General features: G+C 67.6%; 18 protein-coding genes and 1 tRNA gene. 12 read left to right on the top strand and 7 right to left on the bottom strand.

All coding sequences use genetic code 11. From position 1 onward, the window contains the following. Positions 1-46 precede the first annotated feature (46 nt). The 6 genes from IC40_RS0117885 (at position 47) to IC40_RS0117860 (ending at position 8,302) form a co-directional block, all read left to right on the top strand. Entirely contained in the window at positions 47-1,267 is a 1,221-nt protein-coding gene (locus tag IC40_RS0117885) for a bifunctional glycosyltransferase family 2/GtrA family protein (RefSeq protein ID WP_030136064.1), read from the top strand. A gap of 29 nt (positions 1,268-1,296) precedes the next feature. After that, positions 1,297-3,177, top strand: coding sequence for an ArnT family glycosyltransferase (locus IC40_RS0117880; RefSeq protein ID WP_030136063.1), 1,881 nt, complete (start codon positions 1,297-1,299; stop codon positions 3,175-3,177). A gap of 123 nt (positions 3,178-3,300) precedes the next feature. After that, a complete protein-coding gene (locus tag IC40_RS0117875; RefSeq protein WP_030136062.1) occupies positions 3,301-4,629 on the top strand; it encodes an MFS transporter in 1,329 nt (442 codons plus the stop codon). Between the two features lie 95 nt (positions 4,630-4,724). Continuing rightward, the gene (cysD, locus tag IC40_RS0117870) at positions 4,725-5,654 is read left to right on the top strand and encodes a sulfate adenylyltransferase subunit CysD (protein ID WP_030136061.1); all 930 of its coding nucleotides are present in this window, start codon (positions 4,725-4,727) and stop codon (positions 5,652-5,654) included. 66 nt (positions 5,655-5,720) lie between these two features. Continuing rightward, a complete protein-coding gene (gene cysN / locus IC40_RS0117865; RefSeq protein WP_030136060.1) occupies positions 5,721-7,571 on the top strand; it encodes a sulfate adenylyltransferase subunit CysN in 1,851 nt (616 codons plus the stop codon). Beyond that, positions 7,568-8,302, top strand: a complete 735-nt coding sequence (locus IC40_RS0117860) for a 3'(2'),5'-bisphosphate nucleotidase CysQ (RefSeq protein ID WP_030136059.1) — start codon at positions 7,568-7,570, stop codon at positions 8,300-8,302. The genes cysN and IC40_RS0117860 overlap by 4 nt, the downstream gene beginning before the upstream one ends. A gap of 125 nt (positions 8,303-8,427) precedes the next feature. Here the strand turns inward: IC40_RS0117860 and IC40_RS0117855 are convergent, their stop codons facing one another. Beyond that, on the bottom strand, positions 8,428-8,892 hold the full coding sequence (locus IC40_RS0117855) for a DinB family protein (RefSeq protein WP_030136058.1): 465 nt from the start codon (positions 8,890-8,892) through the stop codon (positions 8,428-8,430). Positions 8,893-8,984: 92 nt separating this feature from the next. On the opposite strand from IC40_RS0117855, the gene IC40_RS0117850 reads away from it, so the two are divergent. Both IC40_RS0117850 and IC40_RS0117845 read left to right on the top strand, forming a co-directional pair. Beyond that, positions 8,985-9,581, top strand: coding sequence for a cysteine hydrolase family protein (locus tag IC40_RS0117850; RefSeq protein WP_019512475.1), 597 nt, complete (start codon positions 8,985-8,987; stop codon positions 9,579-9,581). A gap of 45 nt (positions 9,582-9,626) precedes the next feature. Continuing rightward, complete coding sequence (locus IC40_RS0117845) at positions 9,627-10,301, top strand: pyridoxamine 5'-phosphate oxidase family protein (protein ID WP_234411649.1); 675 nt, start codon at positions 9,627-9,629, stop codon at positions 10,299-10,301. Between the two features lie 2 nt (positions 10,302-10,303). Here IC40_RS0117845 and IC40_RS0117840 read toward each other — a convergent pair whose 3' ends face one another. After that, positions 10,304-13,099, bottom strand: a complete 2,796-nt coding sequence (locus IC40_RS0117840) for an FAD-binding and (Fe-S)-binding domain-containing protein (RefSeq protein ID WP_030136056.1) — start codon at positions 13,097-13,099, stop codon at positions 10,304-10,306. Positions 13,100-13,164: 65 nt separating this feature from the next. Here IC40_RS0117840 and IC40_RS0117835 point away from each other — a divergent pair, with 65 nt between their 5' ends. Further along, complete coding sequence (locus tag IC40_RS0117835; protein ID WP_030136055.1) at positions 13,165-13,896, top strand: GntR family transcriptional regulator; 732 nt, start codon at positions 13,165-13,167, stop codon at positions 13,894-13,896. Between the two features lie 29 nt (positions 13,897-13,925). Beyond that, positions 13,926-14,396 carry an Rrf2 family transcriptional regulator gene (locus IC40_RS0117830; RefSeq protein WP_030136054.1) on the top strand — a complete coding sequence of 157 codons (471 nt, stop codon included), beginning with the start codon at positions 13,926-13,928 and terminating at the stop codon, positions 14,394-14,396. On the opposite strand, the gene IC40_RS0117825 is transcribed toward IC40_RS0117830, so the two are convergent. Genes IC40_RS0117825 through IC40_RS0117815 form a run of 3 tightly spaced genes read right to left on the bottom strand, consistent with a single transcriptional unit; the run spans position 14,360 to position 17,252 of the window. Then, on the bottom strand, positions 14,360-15,283 hold the full coding sequence (locus IC40_RS0117825) for a DUF4097 family beta strand repeat-containing protein (RefSeq protein WP_042509900.1): 924 nt from the start codon (positions 15,281-15,283) through the stop codon (positions 14,360-14,362). The genes IC40_RS0117830 and IC40_RS0117825 overlap by 37 nt on opposite strands. 29 nt (positions 15,284-15,312) lie before the next feature. Next, complete coding sequence (locus IC40_RS0117820; RefSeq protein WP_030136052.1) at positions 15,313-15,957, bottom strand: response regulator transcription factor; 645 nt, start codon at positions 15,955-15,957, stop codon at positions 15,313-15,315. Further along, the gene (locus IC40_RS0117815; RefSeq protein WP_030136051.1) at positions 15,945-17,252 is read right to left on the bottom strand and encodes a sensor histidine kinase; all 1,308 of its coding nucleotides are present in this window, start codon (positions 17,250-17,252) and stop codon (positions 15,945-15,947) included. The genes IC40_RS0117820 and IC40_RS0117815 overlap by 13 nt, the downstream gene beginning before the upstream one ends. Before the next feature lie 128 nt (positions 17,253-17,380). Here IC40_RS0117815 and IC40_RS0117810 point away from each other — a divergent pair, with 128 nt between their 5' ends. Then, entirely contained in the window at positions 17,381-18,259 is an 879-nt protein-coding gene (locus IC40_RS0117810) for an LLM class flavin-dependent oxidoreductase (protein ID WP_030136050.1), read from the top strand. Positions 18,260-18,311: 52 nt separating this feature from the next. Here the strand turns inward: IC40_RS0117810 and IC40_RS0117805 are convergent, their stop codons facing one another. Beyond that, positions 18,312-18,668 carry a hypothetical protein gene (locus tag IC40_RS0117805; protein ID WP_030136049.1) on the bottom strand — a complete coding sequence of 119 codons (357 nt, stop codon included), beginning with the start codon at positions 18,666-18,668 and terminating at the stop codon, positions 18,312-18,314. A gap of 411 nt (positions 18,669-19,079) precedes the next feature. Here IC40_RS0117805 and IC40_RS0117800 point away from each other — a divergent pair, with 411 nt between their 5' ends. Continuing rightward, positions 19,080-19,841 carry a glutaminyl-peptide cyclotransferase gene (locus IC40_RS0117800; RefSeq protein ID WP_030136048.1) on the top strand — a complete coding sequence of 254 codons (762 nt, stop codon included), beginning with the start codon at positions 19,080-19,082 and terminating at the stop codon, positions 19,839-19,841. A 159-nt stretch (positions 19,842-20,000) separates the two neighbouring features. Here IC40_RS0117800 and IC40_RS0117795 read toward each other — a convergent pair. Continuing rightward, positions 20,001-20,076, bottom strand: a tRNA-Arg gene (locus IC40_RS0117795). Positions 20,077-20,164 lie beyond the last annotated feature (88 nt).

Below are 20,164 nucleotides of genomic sequence, written 5' to 3'. Positions count from 1 at the left end.
AGGTCGGTCCCACCGGCGGCACACCCTGAGATCCGACGATGGGTACATGACAGACACCGTCTCCATCGCGCTCCCCAGCGCCGTCCAGGTCGGTCGCGATACCGACGTCCCCGTCGTCGACGTCGTGGTCCCGGTGTACAACGAGCAGGCAGCACTGCAGAGATCGGTACGCAGGCTGCACCAGCACCTACAGGACAGCTTCACCTTTCCTGTGCGGATCACCATCGCCGACAATGCCAGCACCGATGACACCCCGCGCATCGCGGCGGAGCTGGCCGCCGAACTCCCCGGTGTGCGGGTCGTCCGGCTCGAGCAGAAGGGTCGCGGCCGGGCCCTTCACCATGTCTGGTCACTCTCGGATGCTCCGGTGCTGGCCTACATGGATGTGGACCTGTCCACCGATCTGGCCGCCTTCGCACCGCTGATCGCCTCGCTGATATCCGGGCACTCCGACCTGGCCATCGGCACCCGGCTCAACCGCAGTTCGCGGGTGGTGCGCGGGGCCAAGCGCGAGTTCATCTCACGTTGCTACAACCTGATACTCAAATCGACTCTGCGTGCGCATTTCTCGGATGCTCAGTGCGGGTTCAAGGCGATCCGGGCCGATGTCGCCCGTCAGCTGCTGCCCCATGTCCGTGACACCGGGTGGTTCTTCGACACCGAGCTGTTGGTGCTCGCCGAACGCAGCGGGTTGCGGATCCACGAGGTGCCGGTGGATTGGGTCGACGATCCGGACAGCCGTGTCGACATTGTGGCGACCGCGAAGGCCGACCTGCTTGGTATCGGGCGGCTGTTGCGCGGGTTCGCCGGAGGCAGCATCCCGATCAATTCGATTGCCGCGCAGCTTGGTTCCCGACGGGCTGCTTCACCTGGGTCGTTGTTGCGGCAGGCGGTCCGATTCGCCGGGGTCGGCGTGTTGTCCACCGTCGCCTACCTGGTGCTGTTCCTGGTGCTGCATCCACTCTTCGGTGCGCAACTGGCGAACTTCGCGGCGTTGCTGATCACCGCGATCGGCAATACCGCCGCCAACCGGCGGTTTACCTTCGGTGTCCGTGGATCGAAAGCCGTTGCCCGTCATCATGTCGAAGGGTTGATCGTCTTCGCTGTCGCGCTGGCGATCACCAGCGGTTCGCTGGCCGGGTTGCACGCGATCGCCGAGCATCCGGGCAAGGTGGTGGAGACCACCGTGCTGGTGGCCGCCAACCTCATAGCCACCGCCGCCCGCTTCGTCCTGTTGCGCGGCTGGGTGTTCCACCCCCGTCGCTGATCCATTCCACGAGCTGAGGACCGACACCAATGACATTGACCGTCGAAGAACCGAGTGCCACCACCGAGCCGGACAGCCCGCGCACCCGCTGGGAACGTCCCGGCCTGCTGGCCCTGCTGACCGGCACCGCGGTGCTCTACCTGTGGGGGCTGGGATCCAACGGGTGGGGCAACAGCTTCTACGCCGCGGCGGCGCAGGCGGGAACCCAGGATTGGAAGGCCTGGCTGTTCGGTTCGCTCGATGCCGGTAATGCCATCACCGTTGACAAGCCCCCCGCGGCGATGTGGGTGATGGCACTGTCCGGCAGGCTGTTCGGGTTCAACGAATTCACGATGCTGCTACCGCAGGCGTTGATGGGCGTGGCCGCAGTCGCGGTGCTCTACTGCACCGTTCGCCGCAGCGCCGGTGCGGCCGCCGGCCTGATCGCCGGCGCCGCGTTGGCCATCACCCCGGTCGCGGTGGCGATGTTCCGCTACAACAACCCCGACGCATTGTTGGTGCTGCTGCTGGTGGTCGCCGCATACTGCATGGTGCGGGCCACCGAGGGCGGCAGCACCCGCTGGGTGGCGCTGTCCGGCACCGCCCTGGGGTTCGCCTTCCTGACCAAGATGCTGCAGGCCTTCCTGGTGGTCCCGGGACTGGCGCTGGTGTTCCTGATCGCCGCGCCCATCCCGTTCTGGAAGCGCGTCACGTCGCTGCTCGCCGGGGCGGGCGCCATGATCGTCTCCGCGGGCTGGTACATCGCGTTGGTCAGCGTGTGGCCTGCCGATTCCCGGCCCTATATCGGTGGCTCGACCGATAACAACCTGCTGCAGTTGGCTTTCGGTTACAACGGTATCGATCGCATCGTCGGTCGGGGTCAGCCGGGCGGCGGACACGATGCGGGACCGGGCGGTTCCGGTGCCGAGATGCATCAGTTCTTCGGCGGTCAGCCGGGAATCAGCAGATTGTTCGGTTCGGCGATGGGTACCGAGGCGTCCTGGCTGTTGCCTGCGGCCCTGATCGGGCTTGTCGCTGTGCTCTGGGTGACGCGACGGGCCGTGCGCACTGATCCGGTGCGCGCGGCGGCGGTGCTGTGGGGTGGCTGGCTGCTGGTCACCGGTGTCGTGTTCAGCTTCATGGACGGCACCATCCATCCCTATTACACCGTGGCGCTGGCCCCGGCCGTGGCTGCGCTGGTGGGGATTTCGGTGGCCCAGTTGTGGCAGCGCCGAGCTCATCTCGCGGCACGGATCACGCTGGCCCTCGGGTTGGCCGGCACCGGCGGATGGGCATTTGCGTTGCTGGCTCGGCATGCGGACTGGTGGCCTGCGGTGCGGTGGACGGTGCTGGTCGCCTCGGTGGTGCTCGCGGTGGCCATCGCCGTCGGCGTGCAGAGGTTCGGCCGAGCCGGCGTCGCGATCGTGGCGGCGGCACTGCTGGCCGGAGCTGGTGGCAGCATCGCCTGGTCGGTGGCGACGGTCGCCGACGGCGGTAGCGGGGGCCCGATGGCCACCGCCGGGCCCGCGCTCCAGCGCGATATGGCCTTCCCGGGTGCACCCGACGGACCTGGCAGGCCGGGCCGGATGGGTGCGCATATCGACGACACCGCGCTCGCGCAGATGGTGACCGGGCTCGACAACCGTTGGGCCGCCGCGACGGTCGGCTCGATGCTGGCTGGGGACCTGGAGCTCAAGTCCGGTGCGTCGATCATGGCGGTCGGCGGCTTCTCCGGTGGGGACAACTCACCGACGCTGCAGCAGTTCCAGCAGTACGTGGCCGACGGGGAGGTGCGTTACTTCCTCACCGAGCCGTTCGGGATGCATCGGGAGCAGCGCGATGGCGCGGCGACCCAGATCACCGGATGGGTGGAGCAGAACTTCACCGCCGTGGACGTCGACGGGGTGCAGGTGTACGACCTGCAACCCTGACCCGCGACCAGACGCAAACCTGCCGATACTGCGCAAGCATCGGCAGGTTTGCGTCTGCTCGCGCGGGGGAGGGGACGCAGCGGCTAGATTTCTGCCGTGACAGCCCCGCCCTTTCCGCGCGCCATGGCGCTGCTGGTCGCCGCGACGCTGTTCATGGAGATCCTCGACGCGACGATCATCGCACCGGCGATCCCGCTGATCGCCGCGTCGTTCGGCGTCGAGGCCGTCGACGTCAACGTGGCCATGTCGGCGTATCTGGTCACCGTGGCGGTGCTGATCCCGGCGACGGGATGGCTGGCCGACAGGTTCGGTATCCGGCGGGTTTTCTTGGCCGCGATCGTGGTGTTCACCGTGGCCTCGGCCGGCTGTGCGCTGAGCACATCGTTACCGATGCTGATCGGAATGCGGGTGCTGCAGGGCGTTGGCGGCGCGATGATGGTCCCGGTGGGGCGCCTGGCGGTACTGCGCGCCAGTTCGAAAGCTGATCTGGTCCGGGCCATCGCGCTGCTCACCTGGCCCGCCCTCGCGGCGCCGGTCCTGGCGCCGGCGATCGGTGGTGCCATCGCGACGGCCGGTGGTTGGCGGTGGATCTTCATCGTCAACATCCCGCTCGGTGTGATCGGTTTCGCTCTGGCGCTCAAGCTGATCCGTGGTGGACCGGCGGCCCGGCCCGGCAGGCTCGACTGGCCAGGGCTGCTGTTGGTCGGCACCGGTATCGCCGCGGGACTGATCGCGCTGGAGAGCATCCGACTCTCGGGCACGAACTGGCTGTTGGTCGGTGCCTGCGGGTTCGGGGCGGTGGTGCTGCTGGTCTCGGCGGTGCGGCACCTACTGTCCAGTGCGGCGCCGCTGATCAGGCTCCCGGTGCTGCGGGTGCGCACCCTGCGCCTGACCGTCACCTCCGGGTCGCTGTACCGCATGGTGATCACGGCCGTGCCGTTCCTGCTGCCGTTGAAGTTCGTGCTGGAATTCGGCTGGACGCCGTTTCACGCCGGTTTGATGGTGTCGGTGCTGTTCCTGGGAAATCTGACCATCAAACCGATCACCACACCGCTGATGCGGCGGTTCGGCATCCGTACCGTGCTGATCGTCAACGGGGTGGCCTCGGTGGTCTGCTTCGGGGTGCTCGGCCTCGTGCAGCCGGGGATGCCGGTGCTGGTGATCGCCGTCATCGTCTACATCAGCGGGGCGCTGCGCTCGATCGGCTTCACCGCCTACAACAGTCTGGCGTTCGCCGATGTGGACGGTGACGACCTCACACACGCCAACACCCTCAATGCCTCGGTGCAGGAGTTGGCGTCTGGGCTGGGCATCGCGGTGGCCGCGCTGCTGGTCAGCGTGCTGGCGTCCTATTCGATGACGTTCCCGGTACTGGGCCTGATGCTGGGGCTCACGCTGATCGAGGTCGTGCGGCTTCCCCGTTCGGCAGGGGCCCACGTCACCAGCAGCTGAACCGCAGCGGGGCGTTGACAGCACTGGATCGCAGCGGTTTAATACTCAACCATGCTTGCAATTCTGGTCAAATCTACCAACTTTATGGAGATGCGATGACGGCCTCCGCCGACCTCGACCCGGCCGCCGCCCGGTACGAGCTGAGCCATCTGCGCGCGCTGGAGGCCGAGGCCATCCACATCATCCGTGAGGTCGCCGCCGAGTTCGAGAAGCCGGTGCTGTTGTTCTCCGGCGGTAAGGACTCGATCGTCATGCTGCACCTGGCGATCAAGGCGTTCGCACCGGGCCGGTTGCCGTTCCCGGTGATGCACGTCGACACCGGCCACAACTTCGACGAGGTCCTGCAGGTTCGCGACGAACTGGTGGCCGAGCACGGGGTGCGCCTGGTGGTGGCCAAGGTGCAGGACGATATCGACGCCGGTCGCGTCGTGGAGACCATTCCGTCGCGCAACCCGATGCAGACCTTCACGCTGTTACGGGCCATCCGGGAGAACAAGTTCGACGCCGCGTTCGGCGGCGCCCGCCGGGACGAGGAGAAGGCCCGCGCCAAGGAGCGGGTGTTCAGCTTCCGGGACGAGTTCGGCCAGTGGGACCCCAAGGCGCAGCGGCCCGAACTCTGGAATCTCTACAACGGCAGGCATAAGAAGGGTGAGCACATCCGTGCGTTCCCCATCTCGAACTGGACCGAGTTTGACATCTGGTCCTATATCGGGGCCGAGAAGATCACGCTGCCGTCCATCTACTACGCCCACCAGCGCCAGGTGTTCGAGCGCGACGGGATGCTGCTGGCGGTGCACAAGTTCATGCAGCCGCGTAAGGACGAACCGGTGATCGAGAAGACGGTGCGGTTCCGCACGGTCGGCGATGTCACCTGCACCGGCTGCGTGGAGTCGCTGGCCGGCACCGTGGCCGAGGTGATCGCCGAGACCGCGGTGTCCCGGCTGACCGAACGTGGCGCGACCCGCGCCGATGACCGGATCTCCGAGGCCGGGATGGAAGACCGCAAGCGCGAGGGGTATTTCTGATGACCAGGGCTAGCGAAGCGACGGGTGTTGTTGTGAATTGCGCGAAGAAGAGAGAGCACAGCTGATATGGCAACGCTGCTTCGTATCGCCACCGCCGGTTCGGTCGACGACGGCAAGTCCACCTTGATCGGGCGGCTGCTGTTCGACTCCAAGGCCGTCATGGAGGACCAGCTGGCCGCCGTCGAGCGGACCTCCAAGGAACGCGGAAACGACTACACCGACCTGGCTTTGGTGACCGACGGCCTGCGCGCCGAGCGGGAGCAGGGCATCACCATCGATGTCGCCTACCGCTATTTCGCCACGGCCAAGCGAAAATTCATCATCGCCGACACCCCGGGCCACGTGCAGTACACCCGCAACATGGTCACCGGTGCCTCGACGGCGCAGCTGGTGATCGTGCTCGTCGACGCCCGCCACGGCCTGCTGGAGCAGTCTCGCAGGCACGCCTTCCTCGCCTCGCTGCTGGGCATCCAGCACATCGTGCTGGCGGTCAACAAGATGGACCTTGTCGACTGGGATGAGGAGCGGTTCAACCAGATTCGTGATGACTTCCACGAGTTCGCCGCGCGTCTGGACATCCACGATGTCACGACCATCCCGATGTCGGCACTCAACGGCGACAACGTCGTCAGCAAATCGGACGTGGCGCCTTGGTATGAGGGCCCGGCCCTGCTGAACCATCTCGAAGAGGTGTACGTCGCCGGCGACCGCAATCTGGTCGACGTGCGATTCCCGGTGCAGTACGTGATCCGGCCGCAGACCCGTGAACATGCCGATCACCGCAGTTACGCGGGCACGGTGGCCGGTGGCGTCATGCGCGTCGGCGACGAGGTCGTGGTGCTGCCCGCCGGGAAGTCAAGTCGCATCACCGATATCGCCGGTCCCTCCGGACCGGTGGACGAGGCGTTCGCCTCGATGGCGGTATCGATCAGCCTCGCCGACGATATCGACATCTCCCGCGGTGACATGCTCGCCAGGCCCAACAATCAGCCCGATGTCACCAGTGAGTTCGACGCGACGGTGTGCTGGATGGCCGACGGATCGGCGTTGGAGCCCGGCCGCGACTACATCATCAAGCACACCACCCGCACCACGCGGGCCCGGGTGTCGGCGCTGGACTACCGACTCGATGTCAACACGCTGCACCGGGACAAGAGCGCAACGGCGTTGAAGCTCAACGAACTCGGACGCGTCACGCTCCGCACCCAGGTTCCGCTGCTGCTCGACGAGTACTCGCGCAATCCGGCGACCGGTTCGTTCATCCTGATCGACCCGGACACCAACGGCACCGTCGGGGCGGGCATGGTGCGCGATACCACCCCGGCCGCCAACCGGGCCGCCAGCCCGAACGCGGTGCGCCACCAGAACCTGGTCACCGCCGATGACCGACTGTCGAAGGGGTCGACGGTCTGGTTCACCGGGTTGTCCGGCTCCGGGAAGTCCTCGGTGGCCATGCTCGTGGAGCAGAAGCTGTTGGCTGCGGGCCGTCCGGCCTATGTGCTCGACGGAGACAACCTGCGCCACGGGCTGAACGCCGACCTCGGTTTCTCGATGGACGACCGGGCCGAGAACCTGCGCCGGTTGGCCCATATCGCGACGCTGCTCGCCGATTCCGGTCAGATCGTGCTGGTGCCGGCGATCAGCCCGCTGGAAGCCCATCGCGAGCTCGCCCGCACCGTGCACGCCGAGCAGGGTTTCGACTTCTTCGAGGTCTTCTGCGACACCCCGTTGGAGGACTGCGAGCGTCGCGACCCGAAGGGTCTCTACGCTAAAGCTCGCCGTGGTGAAATCACCCACTTCACCGGGATCGACAGCCCCTACCAGCGGCCTAAGAACCCGGACCTGCGGCTGACGCCCGATCAGTCGCCGGAGGAGTTGGCCCAACAGGTGGTCGACCTGCTAAGCAGTCGGTCGTGACCGATCACGAGTTGGCGGCCCGGCTCGCCACCGAAGCCGGTGAACTGCTGCTCAAGGTGCGCGAGGAGTTCGCCGACGCCGATGCCAAGGATCGGAAGGCCGCGGGGGACAAGCGGTCCCACGACTTCCTGATGGCTGCGCTGGCCGAGCACCGGCCCGGCGACGCCGTGCTCTCCGAGGAGGGTGCCGATGACTTGATCCGGCTGACCTCGGAGCGGGTGTGGATCGTCGATCCGCTCGACGGAACCCGCGAGTTCTCCGAGCTCGGGCGTACCGACTGGGCCGTGCACGTGGCGCTCTGGGAGGGCGGTGAGCTGGTCGCCGGCGCGGTCGCGTTGCCCGCACAGGGTGTCACGCTGGCCACCCCGACGGTGGAGACCCCGGCCGCCGCGCCGGGTCCGCCGCGGGTGGTGGTCTCACGCACCCGCCCGCCGGCGGTGGCGCTGGCGGTGCGCGACGCGCTGGGCGGAGTGCTCGTCGAAATGGGCTCTGCGGGAGCGAAAGTCGCCTCGGTCGTGCAGGGCATCTCCGATGTCTACGTACACGCCGGCGGTCAGTACGAGTGGGATTCGGCGGCCCCGGTCGCGGTCGCGCGTGCCGCCGGGTTGTTCACGTCCCGGATCGACGGTTCGCCGTTGGTCTACAACCAATCCGATGTTTCGCTGCCCGACCTCATCGTGTGCCGTCCGGAGTTGGCCGACGCTGTGCTGACGGTGACCAAGCTCGAGTGAGATCTGGCCTGCGGCGACGCTCTCCGGGGAACAAAGCGAGTTGAACCGTGGTACTGCCGGTAGTACTGGCCCGCCAGTGATACTGCCGGTAGTACCACGTCTGGCAACGCATTCTGCTCCGGGGGTTACCGGCCGGTCGAACCGTCGATCAGCTCACGCAGGATGTCGGCATGCCCGGCGTGCCTGCCGGTCTCCTCGATCATGTGGGTCAGCGCCCATCGCGCGCTGGGCGACTTCTTACCGGTCACCACCGATTCGGTGAGGTCGGCGCATCGGTCGAGCACGTCGTTGGCCTGCGCCACCGTCGCCCGGTAACGCTGCACCACATCGGCGACGGTGTCATCGGAGGCGGCGGTGAAGGTCGCCGACCAATCGGAGACGTTGGCGCCGAGGAAGATCCACCGCTCCACGAAGATCAGGTGGTTCAGCAGACCCAGCAGGTTGGTGCCCGAGGGCACCAACGCGGTGCGCACCTGCGGTTCGGGAGCGCCGTCGACCTTGGCCGCGATGGAGGTGCGCAGATAGTCGAGGAACCCCCGTAACACCTCGATCTCACTGCCGCCTTTGCGCGGTGGTGGGGTATCGGTCATCGTCCGAGTCTTGCAGAGGCGGGACGGACCATGCCGCGAAACTAGCCGTTGAGGGAGTACTACCGCGGAGCGCACCTCACTAGGCTGAGGCCATGAGTCGCCCCACCCTGCGCAACCTGGAAGATCTGCCCGCCGCACCGCGGCCGCTGAAGGACTCGGCGCTGGTGCTGGTCGACTGCCAGAACACCTATACCTATGGCGTGATGGAGCTCGACGGTGTACAGGCCGCGCTCGAGCAGACCGCGGTACTGCTGGATCGCGCCCGCAGCGCGGGCATCCCGGTGATCCACATCCAGCACAACGGCGGGGTGGGTTCGCCCTACGACATCACCGCCGAGGTCGGCGCGATCGTCGACGCGGTCGCGCCTCGGGACGGGGAACCGGTGGTGGTCAAGCAGTACCCGAACTCATTCGTCCAGACCGATCTCGACGACCGGCTCAAGGCGGTGGGCGCCACCGATCTGGTGGTGGCCGGCTTCATGACGCACATGTGCATCAACTCCACCGCGCGCGGCGCGTTCAACCTCGGCTATGCACCGACCGTGGTGGCCGCCGCGACGGCGACCCGGTCGCTGCCGGGTCCCGACGGCGCAGACGTGCCCGCCGCGGCACTGCAATCGGCAAGCCTGGCCGCGCTGAGCGACCTGTTCGCGATCGTCGTTCCCGATGCCGCAGCCATACCCGACTGAGAAAACCCGGTGCGAAGCCGGCGCGGACCGGCGAAGCTATGCATCGTGAGCACCGAAACGCCCTCCACCACGGTCACCCGGTTGCGGGAGAAGCAGCGCACCGACCGCGCCGGTCTGGATCAATTGCTCGACAGCACACCGCTGGCCACGGTGGCATTGATCCGCGACGGACACCCGGTGGCATTCCCCATCGGATTCGCCCGCCTCGGTGACGATCTGGTGATCCACGGGTCCACCGGGTCGCCGTGGCTGCGCGCGCTGTCCGCCGGCGTACCGGCCGCCGTTTCGGTGACGACGCTCGATGGCGTCGTGATCGCCCGCAGCGGTTTCGAATCCTCGTTCCACTATCGCAGCGCCGCCCTGTACGGCTGCTTCGAGCCGATCGCCGACGCCGACAAGCTGGCGGTGTTGGAGGCGCTGACCGACGCGTTCATCCCCGGCCGGGTGGCCGAGCTGCGCATCAGCACGCGCCGCGAGCTCGCCGCGAGTCTGGCGCTGCGGTTGCCGATCACGGCCGACAACTGGTCGCTGAAGGTCAGCGATGATTGGCCGGAGGATCCTGACGAGGACATCGCCGCCGGGGCGTGGGCCGGTGTGGTGCCGCTATCGGTCACCTACGGCACCCCGCGGCGTGCGCCCGACTGCGATCCGGGGATCCCCGAACCCGCGTCGGTCCGGTCGATGACCGGCGAGCTGCGGAGCTGGGCCAACCGGGTCTGACATCACGGTCGGTCGGGTAGCCGCGCCGCCAACAGTTGCGCGAGGTGTAGCCCGCGCCGGTCGGAAAGGTCCGCGAGCTGGGTGCGGCACGAGTAACCGTCGGCCAGTAGCGCGGTATCGGGGTCCGCGGCCCGCACGGCGGGCAGCAGTTGCTGCTCGGCGACCGCGACCGACACCTCGTAGTGTCCCTTCTCGACACCGAAATTGCCTGCCAGGCCACAACAGCCGCCGAGTCGGACCACCTCGGCACCGGCGGTGGCCAACAGTGCCGCATCGTCTGCCCACCCCATCACCGAGTGGTGGTGACAATGCGGCTGGGCCACCACCCGGCTGCCTTGCATCGACGGCGGCGCCCAACCGCGCGCGGTCAGTAACTCGGCGAGCGTGCGCGTCGCCTCGGCAACGGTGGCCGCGGCGGGGGAGTCCAGCAGTTCGGCGGCATCGGCGCGCAGCACCGCGGTGCACGAGGGCTCCATTCCGACAACCGGCACACCGCGTTCGGCGAAGGGTCGCAACGTCTCCACCGTGCGTCCCAGCACGCGGCGCGCGGTGTCGAGTTGGCCGGTCGAGATCCAGGTCAACCCGCAGCACTGCCGTCGGCGGGTAAGCCGCGGCGCGTAACCGGCGTCCTGCAGCACCCGCACGGTGGCGATTCCGATCTCCGGGGTGAAATGGTCGGTGAACGTGTCGACGAACAGCACCACATCGTCACCAGGAGCGTCGGCGGGCACGTTGGCGGCGAACCAGGACCGAAAACTTCTGGGCGCGAACGCCGGGATATGCCTGCGATGGTCGATACCGGCGGCTGCCAGCCCCGCTCTGCCACCCCAGCGGGCGGCGGTGTTGACCAGGCCGGGAGCGACACGGGCCAGCGCCGCCCAGCGGGGCAGCCAGCCCAGCGAGTAGTGCGAAGCGGGGCGCAGCCGACCCCGGTAGCTCTGGTAGAGCACCTCGGACTTATAGGAGCCCATGTCCACACCGGTCGGACAATCGGAGGCACATCCCTTGCAGGACAGGCAGAGATCCAGTGCCGCGTGCACCTCGGGAGCGCGCCATCCGCCGCGGACGTCGGTGCCGTTGATCATCTCCTGCAGCACCCGGGCCCGGCCGCGGGTCGAGTCCTTCTCCTCACGGGTGGCCAGGTACGACGGGCACATGACGCCGCCGGTGCCGGTGTTATCGGCGCGGCATTTGCCGACTCCGGTACAGCGGTGCACGGCCTGGGTGAAATTCCCTCCGTCGTGGCGGTAGGCCAATGCCAGCTTCTGGCGCACCAGCGGGGCCGCCGGGATGCGCAGGTCGGCATCCAGCGGTGCCGGATCGACGATCACCCCGGGATTGAGCAGGTTGCCCGGATCGAAGACCCGCTTCACCGCGGCCTGTAAGGCCAGCGCCTCCGAGGAGTACATCTTGTCCAGCAGTTCCGAGCGGGCCCGACCGTCACCGTGTTCACCGGACAGCGATCCACCGTAGCCCACCACCAAATCGGCTGCCGCGAGCAGGAATTCACGGAACACCGCGGTGCCCCCGGGGCGGTCCAGCGGCAGGTCGATGCGCACGTGCATACAGCCGTCACCGAAATGACCGTAGGGCATTCCCGTCACGTCGAACTCGGTCAGCAGGGCGTCGAAATCGCGCAGGTAGGCACCGAGTCGCTCGGGCGGGACGGCGGCATCCTCCCAGCCCGCGTGCGCGGGTCGGTCCCGCACGCTGCGCGCCGACAGGCCGGCGCCGTCCTCGCGGATGCGCCACAGCGCCGCCGCCTGCACCGGATCGTCGACCACCAGGAAATCGGTTGCCGCGCAGCTCTTTCCCACGCGTGCGGCGCGATCTTCGACCTCGGTGTGGCTGTCACCGACGACCTCGACGAAAACCCAGGCCGCCCCGTCGGGTAACGGCGGCACGGCGCGGGGACCCTTGCGTTCCCTGACGATGTCGACGATGCGCGAGTCGATTCCCTCGCAGGCTGTGGGGCGGTGCTCGAGGATGGCCGGTGTCGCGTCCCCGGCGGTCGCGATATCGGGATAGCCAAGCACGACGAGCATGCGGTGGGCGGGTTCGCAGACCAGCCGTACCGTTGCCTCGGTGAGCACCGTCAAGGTGCCCTCGCTGCCCGCCATCAGCCGTGCGACGTCGAAGCCACTCTCCGGCAGGAGGTTTTCCAGGGCGTAGCCCGAGACCTGACGGCCGAACCGCCCGAATTGGGTGCGGATGGTCGACAGGCCGGCGCGGGCGATCGCGGTCAGCTCGTCGAGCACCGGCAAAGTCGATTGTCCTTGGCCGACGATGAGCTCGTCGCCGGCGGCAGTGAGCATTCGGAGCCCGGTGATGTTGTCGGAGGTGCGGCCGTAGCCCAGCGCCCGTGAACCGCAGGCGTTGTTGCCGATCATGCCGCCGATGGTGCAGCGGGTGTGGCTGGACGGATCGGGGCCGAAGCGTAACCGGTGTGGTGCCGCCGCCCGTTGCAGTGCGCCCTGCACGACCCCGGGTTGCACGACGGCGGTGCGGCTTTCCGGGTCGACCGAGACGATCTTGTTGAGGTGGCGGCTGAAATCCAGCACCACGCCGGGACCCACCGCATTGCCGGCGATGGACGTGCCGGCGCCGCGTGCGGTCAGCGGAACACCGCGTTCGCGGCACACCGAAAGGGCCGCGGCGACCTCGTCGGAGTGGGCGGGGCACACCACCGCCTGCGGGGTCACGCGGTACAGCGAGGCGTCTGAGGAGTAGAGCGCTCGCGAGGTGCTGTCGGTGCGAACATCTGCGATGCCCGCCGCCCGCAGGGCATCCCGTAGCATGCTACAAACTCTAGCATGCTACAACCAGGCGAACCGGGGGACAACATGGCTGTGGCCGGGTGCCGATGACCGGCCCGTCGCCGCTGGATATGACACCGCTGCCCGCCTCCGAAGGCCGTCGGGCCGAGCAGGTCATGGAGGCGGTTCGGGACGCACTCGACGCCGGGGTGATGCAACCGGGTGTGAAGTACTCGGTGTACCAGTTGGCTGCCGCGCTGGGCGTGTCCCGCACCCCCGTGCGCGATGCGTTGCTGCGTCTGGAGGAGATCGGCCTGGTCAGTTTCGAAGTGCGGCAGGGCTTCCGCATCCGGCTGCCCGATCCGCGCGAGATCGCCGAGATCTTCGCCATCAGGTTGGCACTGGAACCCTCGGCCGCGGCCCGCGCCGCGAGTGGGTGCGACGATGCGCTTGCCGGCCGGTTACGCGACCGGATGGCGGCGATGCAGGTCGCCATCGATGACGACGACGTGCGGACCTTCGCCCAGCAGGATCAGCTGCTGCATGACGACATCCTGGCCGCCGCGCACAACGGGCGTGCCCGCGCCATCGTCCGGTCGCTGCGGGAGACGACACGTCTGCTCGGCGCGACCACCGAACGGGCGATGTCCGATATCGACGCCGAGCACCGGCCCGTCGTGGAGGCGATCATCGCGAATCAGTCATCGGATGCGCTGTGCGCCATGCGCTCTCACCTGATCTCGACCGGTCTGCTGCTCGTCACACAGGCGGTACGCGATCAGCGTTATCCTGTCGGCGCCGAGCAGATCTGGGCCGGTGCGGTCGGGGAACCGCAGTAACCGATCGCTCAGATGGCACAATTCGCGGTATGCGGATGTCGGCGAAGGCGGAGTACGCCGTACGCGCGATGATCCAGCTGGCCACCGTGGACACCGGTGAGTTGGTCAAGACCGACGACCTGGCCAAGGCCCAGGGCATCCCGGCGCAGTTCCTCGTCGACATCCTCTCCGACCTGCGCACCGATCGGCTGGTGCGCAGCCACCGCGGGCGCGACGGCGGCTACGAGTTGGCCCGCCCGGCCGCCGAGATCAGCATCGCCGACGTGCTGCGCTGCATCGACGGACCGCTGGCCAGCGTGCGCGATATCGGCCTCGGGGACCTGCCGTACTCCGGGCCCACCGCCAAACTCACCGACGTGTGGCGGGCGCTGCGCGCCAGCATGCGTGCGGTTCTGGAGGAGACCAGCCTCGCTGATGTGGCATCGGGTGCGCTTCCCGATCATGTCGCCGCGCTGGCCGGAAGCTACCTCAACCAGGAGGCCCAGCGCGGCCACGGCTGATCGTCGGCCGGTGGGAGCGCGTTGTTGGTCTCGATGGTCACCGAGCCGTTCTCGGTGCCGGCGTTGACCTCGGCCACCGCGGCGGCGGCATCGGTGGTTTCGGGCACCCGCACCCGCGAAGGACCGTTGGCCGACTGTGCACGCACCAGGTAAGGGCCTGGCGCCGGGAGCGCGATGGAGACGTCACCGTTGCGGGTGCTGGCACCGACACGCGGCGGGACATCGGCGAACCGGACCTCCACACTGCCGTCGACGGTGGCGGCAGCGAACGATTCGGTCACCGAGATTGGTTGGCGGGCAAGGATATCGCCATTCTCGGTGCGAATATCCGCGCGCCGCAGCGTTCCGCGCAGTCGCACCGTGGCGTCCGCGGCGGTGGCCGTCAGTTCGTCGAGATCGGCGTCGACCATCAGCATTCCGGTGTCCTGGCGCACCGTGACGGCCAACCGCCGTCCCAGCTCCGCAGGCAGCGTCACGGTGACCTCGCCGGGGTCGCCCAAGGCCAGAAAGCTCGTCTGTCCCTGGACACGCAGCACCGTGCCGCCCGGCTCGTCGGTCACGATCAGTTCCTGCCGTTCGGCGTGGCCGGTGGTGAGCATCCGCACCTCGGCCCGCGGTTCGGTCGCATTGCGGTCGGCGATGATGCGCACGGCCACCGGAGAATCCGCCGTGTCGACGGTCAGTACCCGCATGCCTGCGGGCAGGCTCTGGTGATCGGTCACCAGGCGAAAGGCGCTCAGGCCGACCGCTCCGGTGGACAGCAGCGCGAGGGTACCGGCCAGGATGGTGACACCCGCGATCAGCAGCGCGGCACGTACCGCGGTACGGCCACCGGGCGACAACTGCGGTGGGGCGGGTGTGGGCGGATCGGTCAGAGTGGTGGTCACGATATCCCTCTCGGGTTGTGCGGAGCGGATCAGGATTCCAGGTAGCGCAGCACGGCAAGTACGCGCCGGTTCTCGCTGTCATCGGGCGCAAGAGCCAGCTTGGTGAAGATCGACGCGATGTGTTTCTCGGCCGAACCCACCGAGATGTACAGGGCCGCAGCGATGGCCGAGTTGGTCTTGCCCTCGGCCATCAGTTGGAGCACCTCTCGTTCGCGTGGGGTCAACGCGTCCAGAGCGGCGCGCTTGCGGGAGCGGACCAGGATCTGGGACACCACCTCCGGGTCGAGCACCGTGCCACCCGACCCCACCACCTCGACCGCGTCGAGGAATGCGGGAACATCGGCGACCCGGTCCTTCAGCAGATAGCCGAAACCCTTTGTATCCGAGGCGATCAGATCGGCGGCGTAACGCTCCTCGACATAATGCGAAAGGACGAGCACCGGTGAGTCCGGATTCTGCGAACGCAGCAGTGCGGCGGCGCGGATCCCTTCGTCGGTGAAGGTCGGCGGCATCCGGACATCCAGGATGGCCAGCTGTGGGCGGTGCTCGTTGACGATGCGCAGCAGTTCGGTGGCATCGGGCACCCCGGCGACGATCTCGTGGCCGGCGTCGGCAAGGATGCGTTCGATCCCGGCCCGCAGCAGCGCCGAATCCTCGGCGATCACGATGCGCATGGCAGCACCGCCGTCACGATCGTGGGACCCGTTGCGGGGCTGGAGACCTCGAATGTGCCGCGGGCGGCCCGCACCCGTTCGGCCAGACCGCGCAGCCCGGTGGCGTCCTCGTCGACACCGACCTGGGCGCCACCGCGTCCATCGTCGAACACGGTGACATACAGCGCGTTCGATATCGGGTCGAGGCGGACCGTGACGACCGCCTGGCCCGCCTCGGCGTGTTTGGCCACGTTGGTCAGTGCTTCGGCCACCACGAAGTACGCGCATGCCTCGATCTCGGCGGGGAGGCGGTGCGGCAGATTGATGTCGAGTGTGGTCGGCACACCGGCGATCTCGGTGCGCTGCACCACGGCCGAGAGCGCGGCGTCCAGGCCACGGTCGGACAGAATGGTCGGCGCGATACCCCGTACCACGTTGCGTAGTTCTGCGAGCGCGCTCATCGCTTCGGTATGCGCCTCGGCGATCAGCGTGCGGGCGGCCGGAGGATCACTGTCCAGTTTCGTCTGTGCCAGCCCGATCGTCATCGCCAGGGATACCAGCCGGGGTTGTACGCTGTCATGCAGATCGCGCTCGATGCGATGCCTTTCGGTCTGCGCCGAGGTGAGTGCCCCCTGCCGGGCTCGCGACAGCGCTCGCACCTCGTGCTTGAGCGCCGCGGTGGGCGAGGCGGCCAGCAACCAGCGGTCGATGCGCGCATCGAGGGCAGGCGCTAGCACCAGGATGGCGACCGCGGCGACGGCGGCGAGGATGGCGAGCACCCAGGACAGCGGGGGCGAGATGAATCCGAGTCCGGCGTCGGCATCGCTGCGCTGGACCGCCATTGCGGCCGCGGGCCCGAGGAAGGCAAAGCCCAGCAGGGCGGTTGCCATACCCACCGCGATCAAGTCGTAGATCATGCGCAGGAAGTGCTGCGCGGTGGCCTTCCAGAAGCGGGCGCCGCTGAAATCGAGCCACAGCTGATGGGCCCATCCCTGAATTCCGGTGTAACCGGTGAGCGGCCGCGGCGGTACCGGGATCTGCATGCCGAACACCGCTTCGCTGCGTATCCGCTCGACCCATTCGACCGCACGCATCAGATAGACGAAGACAACCGCCGATATCAGGAAGCCGATGATCGAGAAGATCGACGACACCCCGATGATGACGATGGTCACCGGGATCCAGAACCACACGATGGCCAGGAAGGCGTTGGTGAGCATCGAGGCCGTCGGCACGATTCCGATGTGTTCGATGCGACGACGGGCCGGTGCTTCCACGACATCGGTGACCGGTTGCTCGGGGCTTATTGCGACCATGGGAACAACCTATGGACTGCCGAGCCGGGAGGACACCGCGTTTCCCCGCCGGCCCGGTGGGGGTTAACCCCCGGTTTTCGCCGTGGCGGATGGCACCGCGTGCCAGAATCGCCGACGTGCGAGTCGGAATGACGATGCCGGTGATGGAACCGGACCTGGATGCGGCAACCCTGCGGACATGGGCCGAAGTGATCGACGAGGGCCCCTTCTCGTCGCTGTGCTGGGGTGAACGCGTCGCTTTCGACAACCCGGATTCACTGACCCTGCTCGGCGCGGTTGCGGCGTGGACCGAACGGGTGCGGCTGGTGACGACGGTGATCGTGCCCCAGCTGCACAATCCGGTGGCGCTGGCCAAGTCTCTGGCCACCGGTGATGTGCTCAGTGGCGGGCGGCTGACGGTCGGTCTGGGGGTGGGTGGCCGGCATGAGGACTACCTCGCCGCCGGCGCCGATCCGGCGACCCAGACGATCCGGGGGATGAACGAGCGGATCGCGGTGATGCAGCGGGTCTGGGCGGGGGAGAAGGTCACCGATTCGGTGCTGCCGGTCGGGCCCGCTCCGGTTCAGGACGGTGGCCCCGAGTTGATGATCGGCACGATCGGGCCGAAAACCTTGCGCAGCGCTGCCGGTTGGGCCGCCGGTCTGGCCGGAACCACCCTGGACCTCGACCTCGACAAGCAGAACGAGCTGTTCGATGTCGCCAGGACGGCGTGGGCCGAAGCAGGCAGGCCCAAACCCCATCTGGCGACGTCGTTCTGGTTCGCGATCGGTGAGCCGGAGGCGGCCCGCGCGCAGGTGCGCCGCCATCTACTGCGCTATATGAATTGGATCCCGGCCGAGTTCGTCGATGCGATGGCGCCGACGACCGGTTGGTCGGGTAGCCCCGAGGAGTTGGCGGAAGTCTTGCGTCGTTTCGCGGCCATCGGCACCGACGAGGTGCACCTGATCCCGACCTCGGATGACATCGAACAGGTGCACCGGGTCGCCGAGGTCGTCGCCGCCTTGTGACGCGGCGCGGTCGCGCCGTGCCCATGCACACCGCGACCGCACCGCGAACGGGTCAGTGCAGCTTCTCGTCCCAGTTGCCCATCGGCGGGTTCTCCATGAACTTGGCGTTCTTGCCGACCCCGAACGGCGTGGCCTTCGACGAGCCCTCCGCGGCCTGGACGGTGTCGCCGACCTTGCCGTCTGCGCACACCACGTCGATCTTGCAGTCGATCACCGAACCTTGGGCCGTCACTTCGCCGATCGGCGCGTTCCGTACCGCGTTCTGGCCTTTGAACGCCGGTGTATCGATGGTGACGCCCGGGCTGGGCGAGAGCTGGTTGATGCTGGCGCCGGCCACGCCGCCGCCGAGGCTGAGCAGCGCGCCCGCACCCAGTACGCCCAGTGCCGAGAGGACGAGGTGTTTGGTCATTGATGCTCCGATCGTCGTGTGTCGTGGGACTGATAACGGAAAGTACGGACACCGATGGGCTCACAGCGACCCGAGACGGCGCTTTTCAAGGATCTGGCAAGAAATCGTCGGTTAAGGATCAGAAAACAGTGTTCTCCCTGTGTGTTCCACGTCGCTCCTGGTTTGGGGGATGCCGGTCCACGGTGGTCCGAGGGCACCGTCCGCCGCGACGAAAAGACCCTCACAGCAAAGTGTTTGACGCTGCCCCAGGGCTGCCGGGCGCCGTGGAGAGTCCGGCACCTCCGATGGCGTGTCCCAGGACACACCACAGCAGGCCGAGCGATTCATGTCAGGACACTGGGATGAAGCTGAGGCCATCCGGTGGCCACCATGGTCTACCTGGATGTGGGTGATCTCGGGTAGAACAGATCCATGATGCGGGCGCTGGTGCTGGCCATGGTGATGGTGGGCGGCGGCGTGCTCGCCTCACCCCAGGCGCAGGCCGAGGCGGTGCCGGTGATCGTCCCGACCATCGTCTCGACGATGCCGCATGATCCCGGCGCCTACAGCGAGGGTCTGGAGTTCGACGGCCCGGCGCTCTACGAGGCCACCGGTGAGGTGGGCAAGTCCCAGCTGCGCCAGATCGATCCCGGCACCGGGGCGGTCCTGCGTTCGACGGCGCTGCCCGACGACTATTGGAGCGAGGGCATCGCCATCGTCGGCGACACCATCTGGCAGCTCACCTACCGCGACGGCGTCATCCTCGAATGGGACAAGGCCACCCTGACCGTGCGCCGGGAGATCCCGCTGGCGGGCGAGGCGTGGGGGCTGTGTCACGACGGCAACCGATTCGTCGTCAGTGACGGCAGCGACCGGCTCCGCTTCTTCGATCCGTCGTTCACCGAGATCGGCAACGTGCGGGTCACCCGCGACGGGCTGCCGGTGCGGGGTCTCAACGAACTGGAATGCGTGGATGGTCAGGTATGGGCGGCCGGCTGGCCGCAGGACACCTTCCTACGCATCGACCCGAGCAGCGGCGCGGTGAACCTGGTCGCCGACGTTTCCAACCTGTGGAACTCCGATCAGCGCGACCGCAACAGACAGGTGGTCAGCGGTATCGCCCATATCGCCGGCAACGAGTACCTGATCAGCGGCAAGGACTGGCCGCAGAGTTACCGGGTGCTACTGGGGTAGGCGCCAGGCCGCCGAGTGTGAATCCGCTGCGGAAAATCAGCCGCTGAACCGCAGCAGGTTCACACTCGACGCACCGCGGGGTCATCGCCGAGAGTGCGGGTGAAAACAAGAAGACCGCGGACCCGAGGTGGGGTCGCGGTCTTGATTGTCGTAAAAGACTGGTGCCCCCGGCAGGATTCGAACCTGCGGCCTTCTGCTCCGGAGGCAGACGCTCTATCCCCTGAGCTACGGGGGCGCGAGCAACTGGTGCTGCGCCGTTGGGCGTGCATAGCGTAACCCATCTCCAACCGGTAATGGATTCGGGACCTGAGGACCCCGCACCA

It is taken from the genome of Mycolicibacterium neoaurum ATCC 25795, from assembly GCF_000691525.1.
GTDB classification, from domain to species: domain Bacteria; phylum Actinomycetota; class Actinomycetes; order Mycobacteriales; family Mycobacteriaceae; genus Mycobacterium; species Mycobacterium neoaurum.
This window is presented reverse-complemented; position numbering and strand designations above follow the sequence as displayed.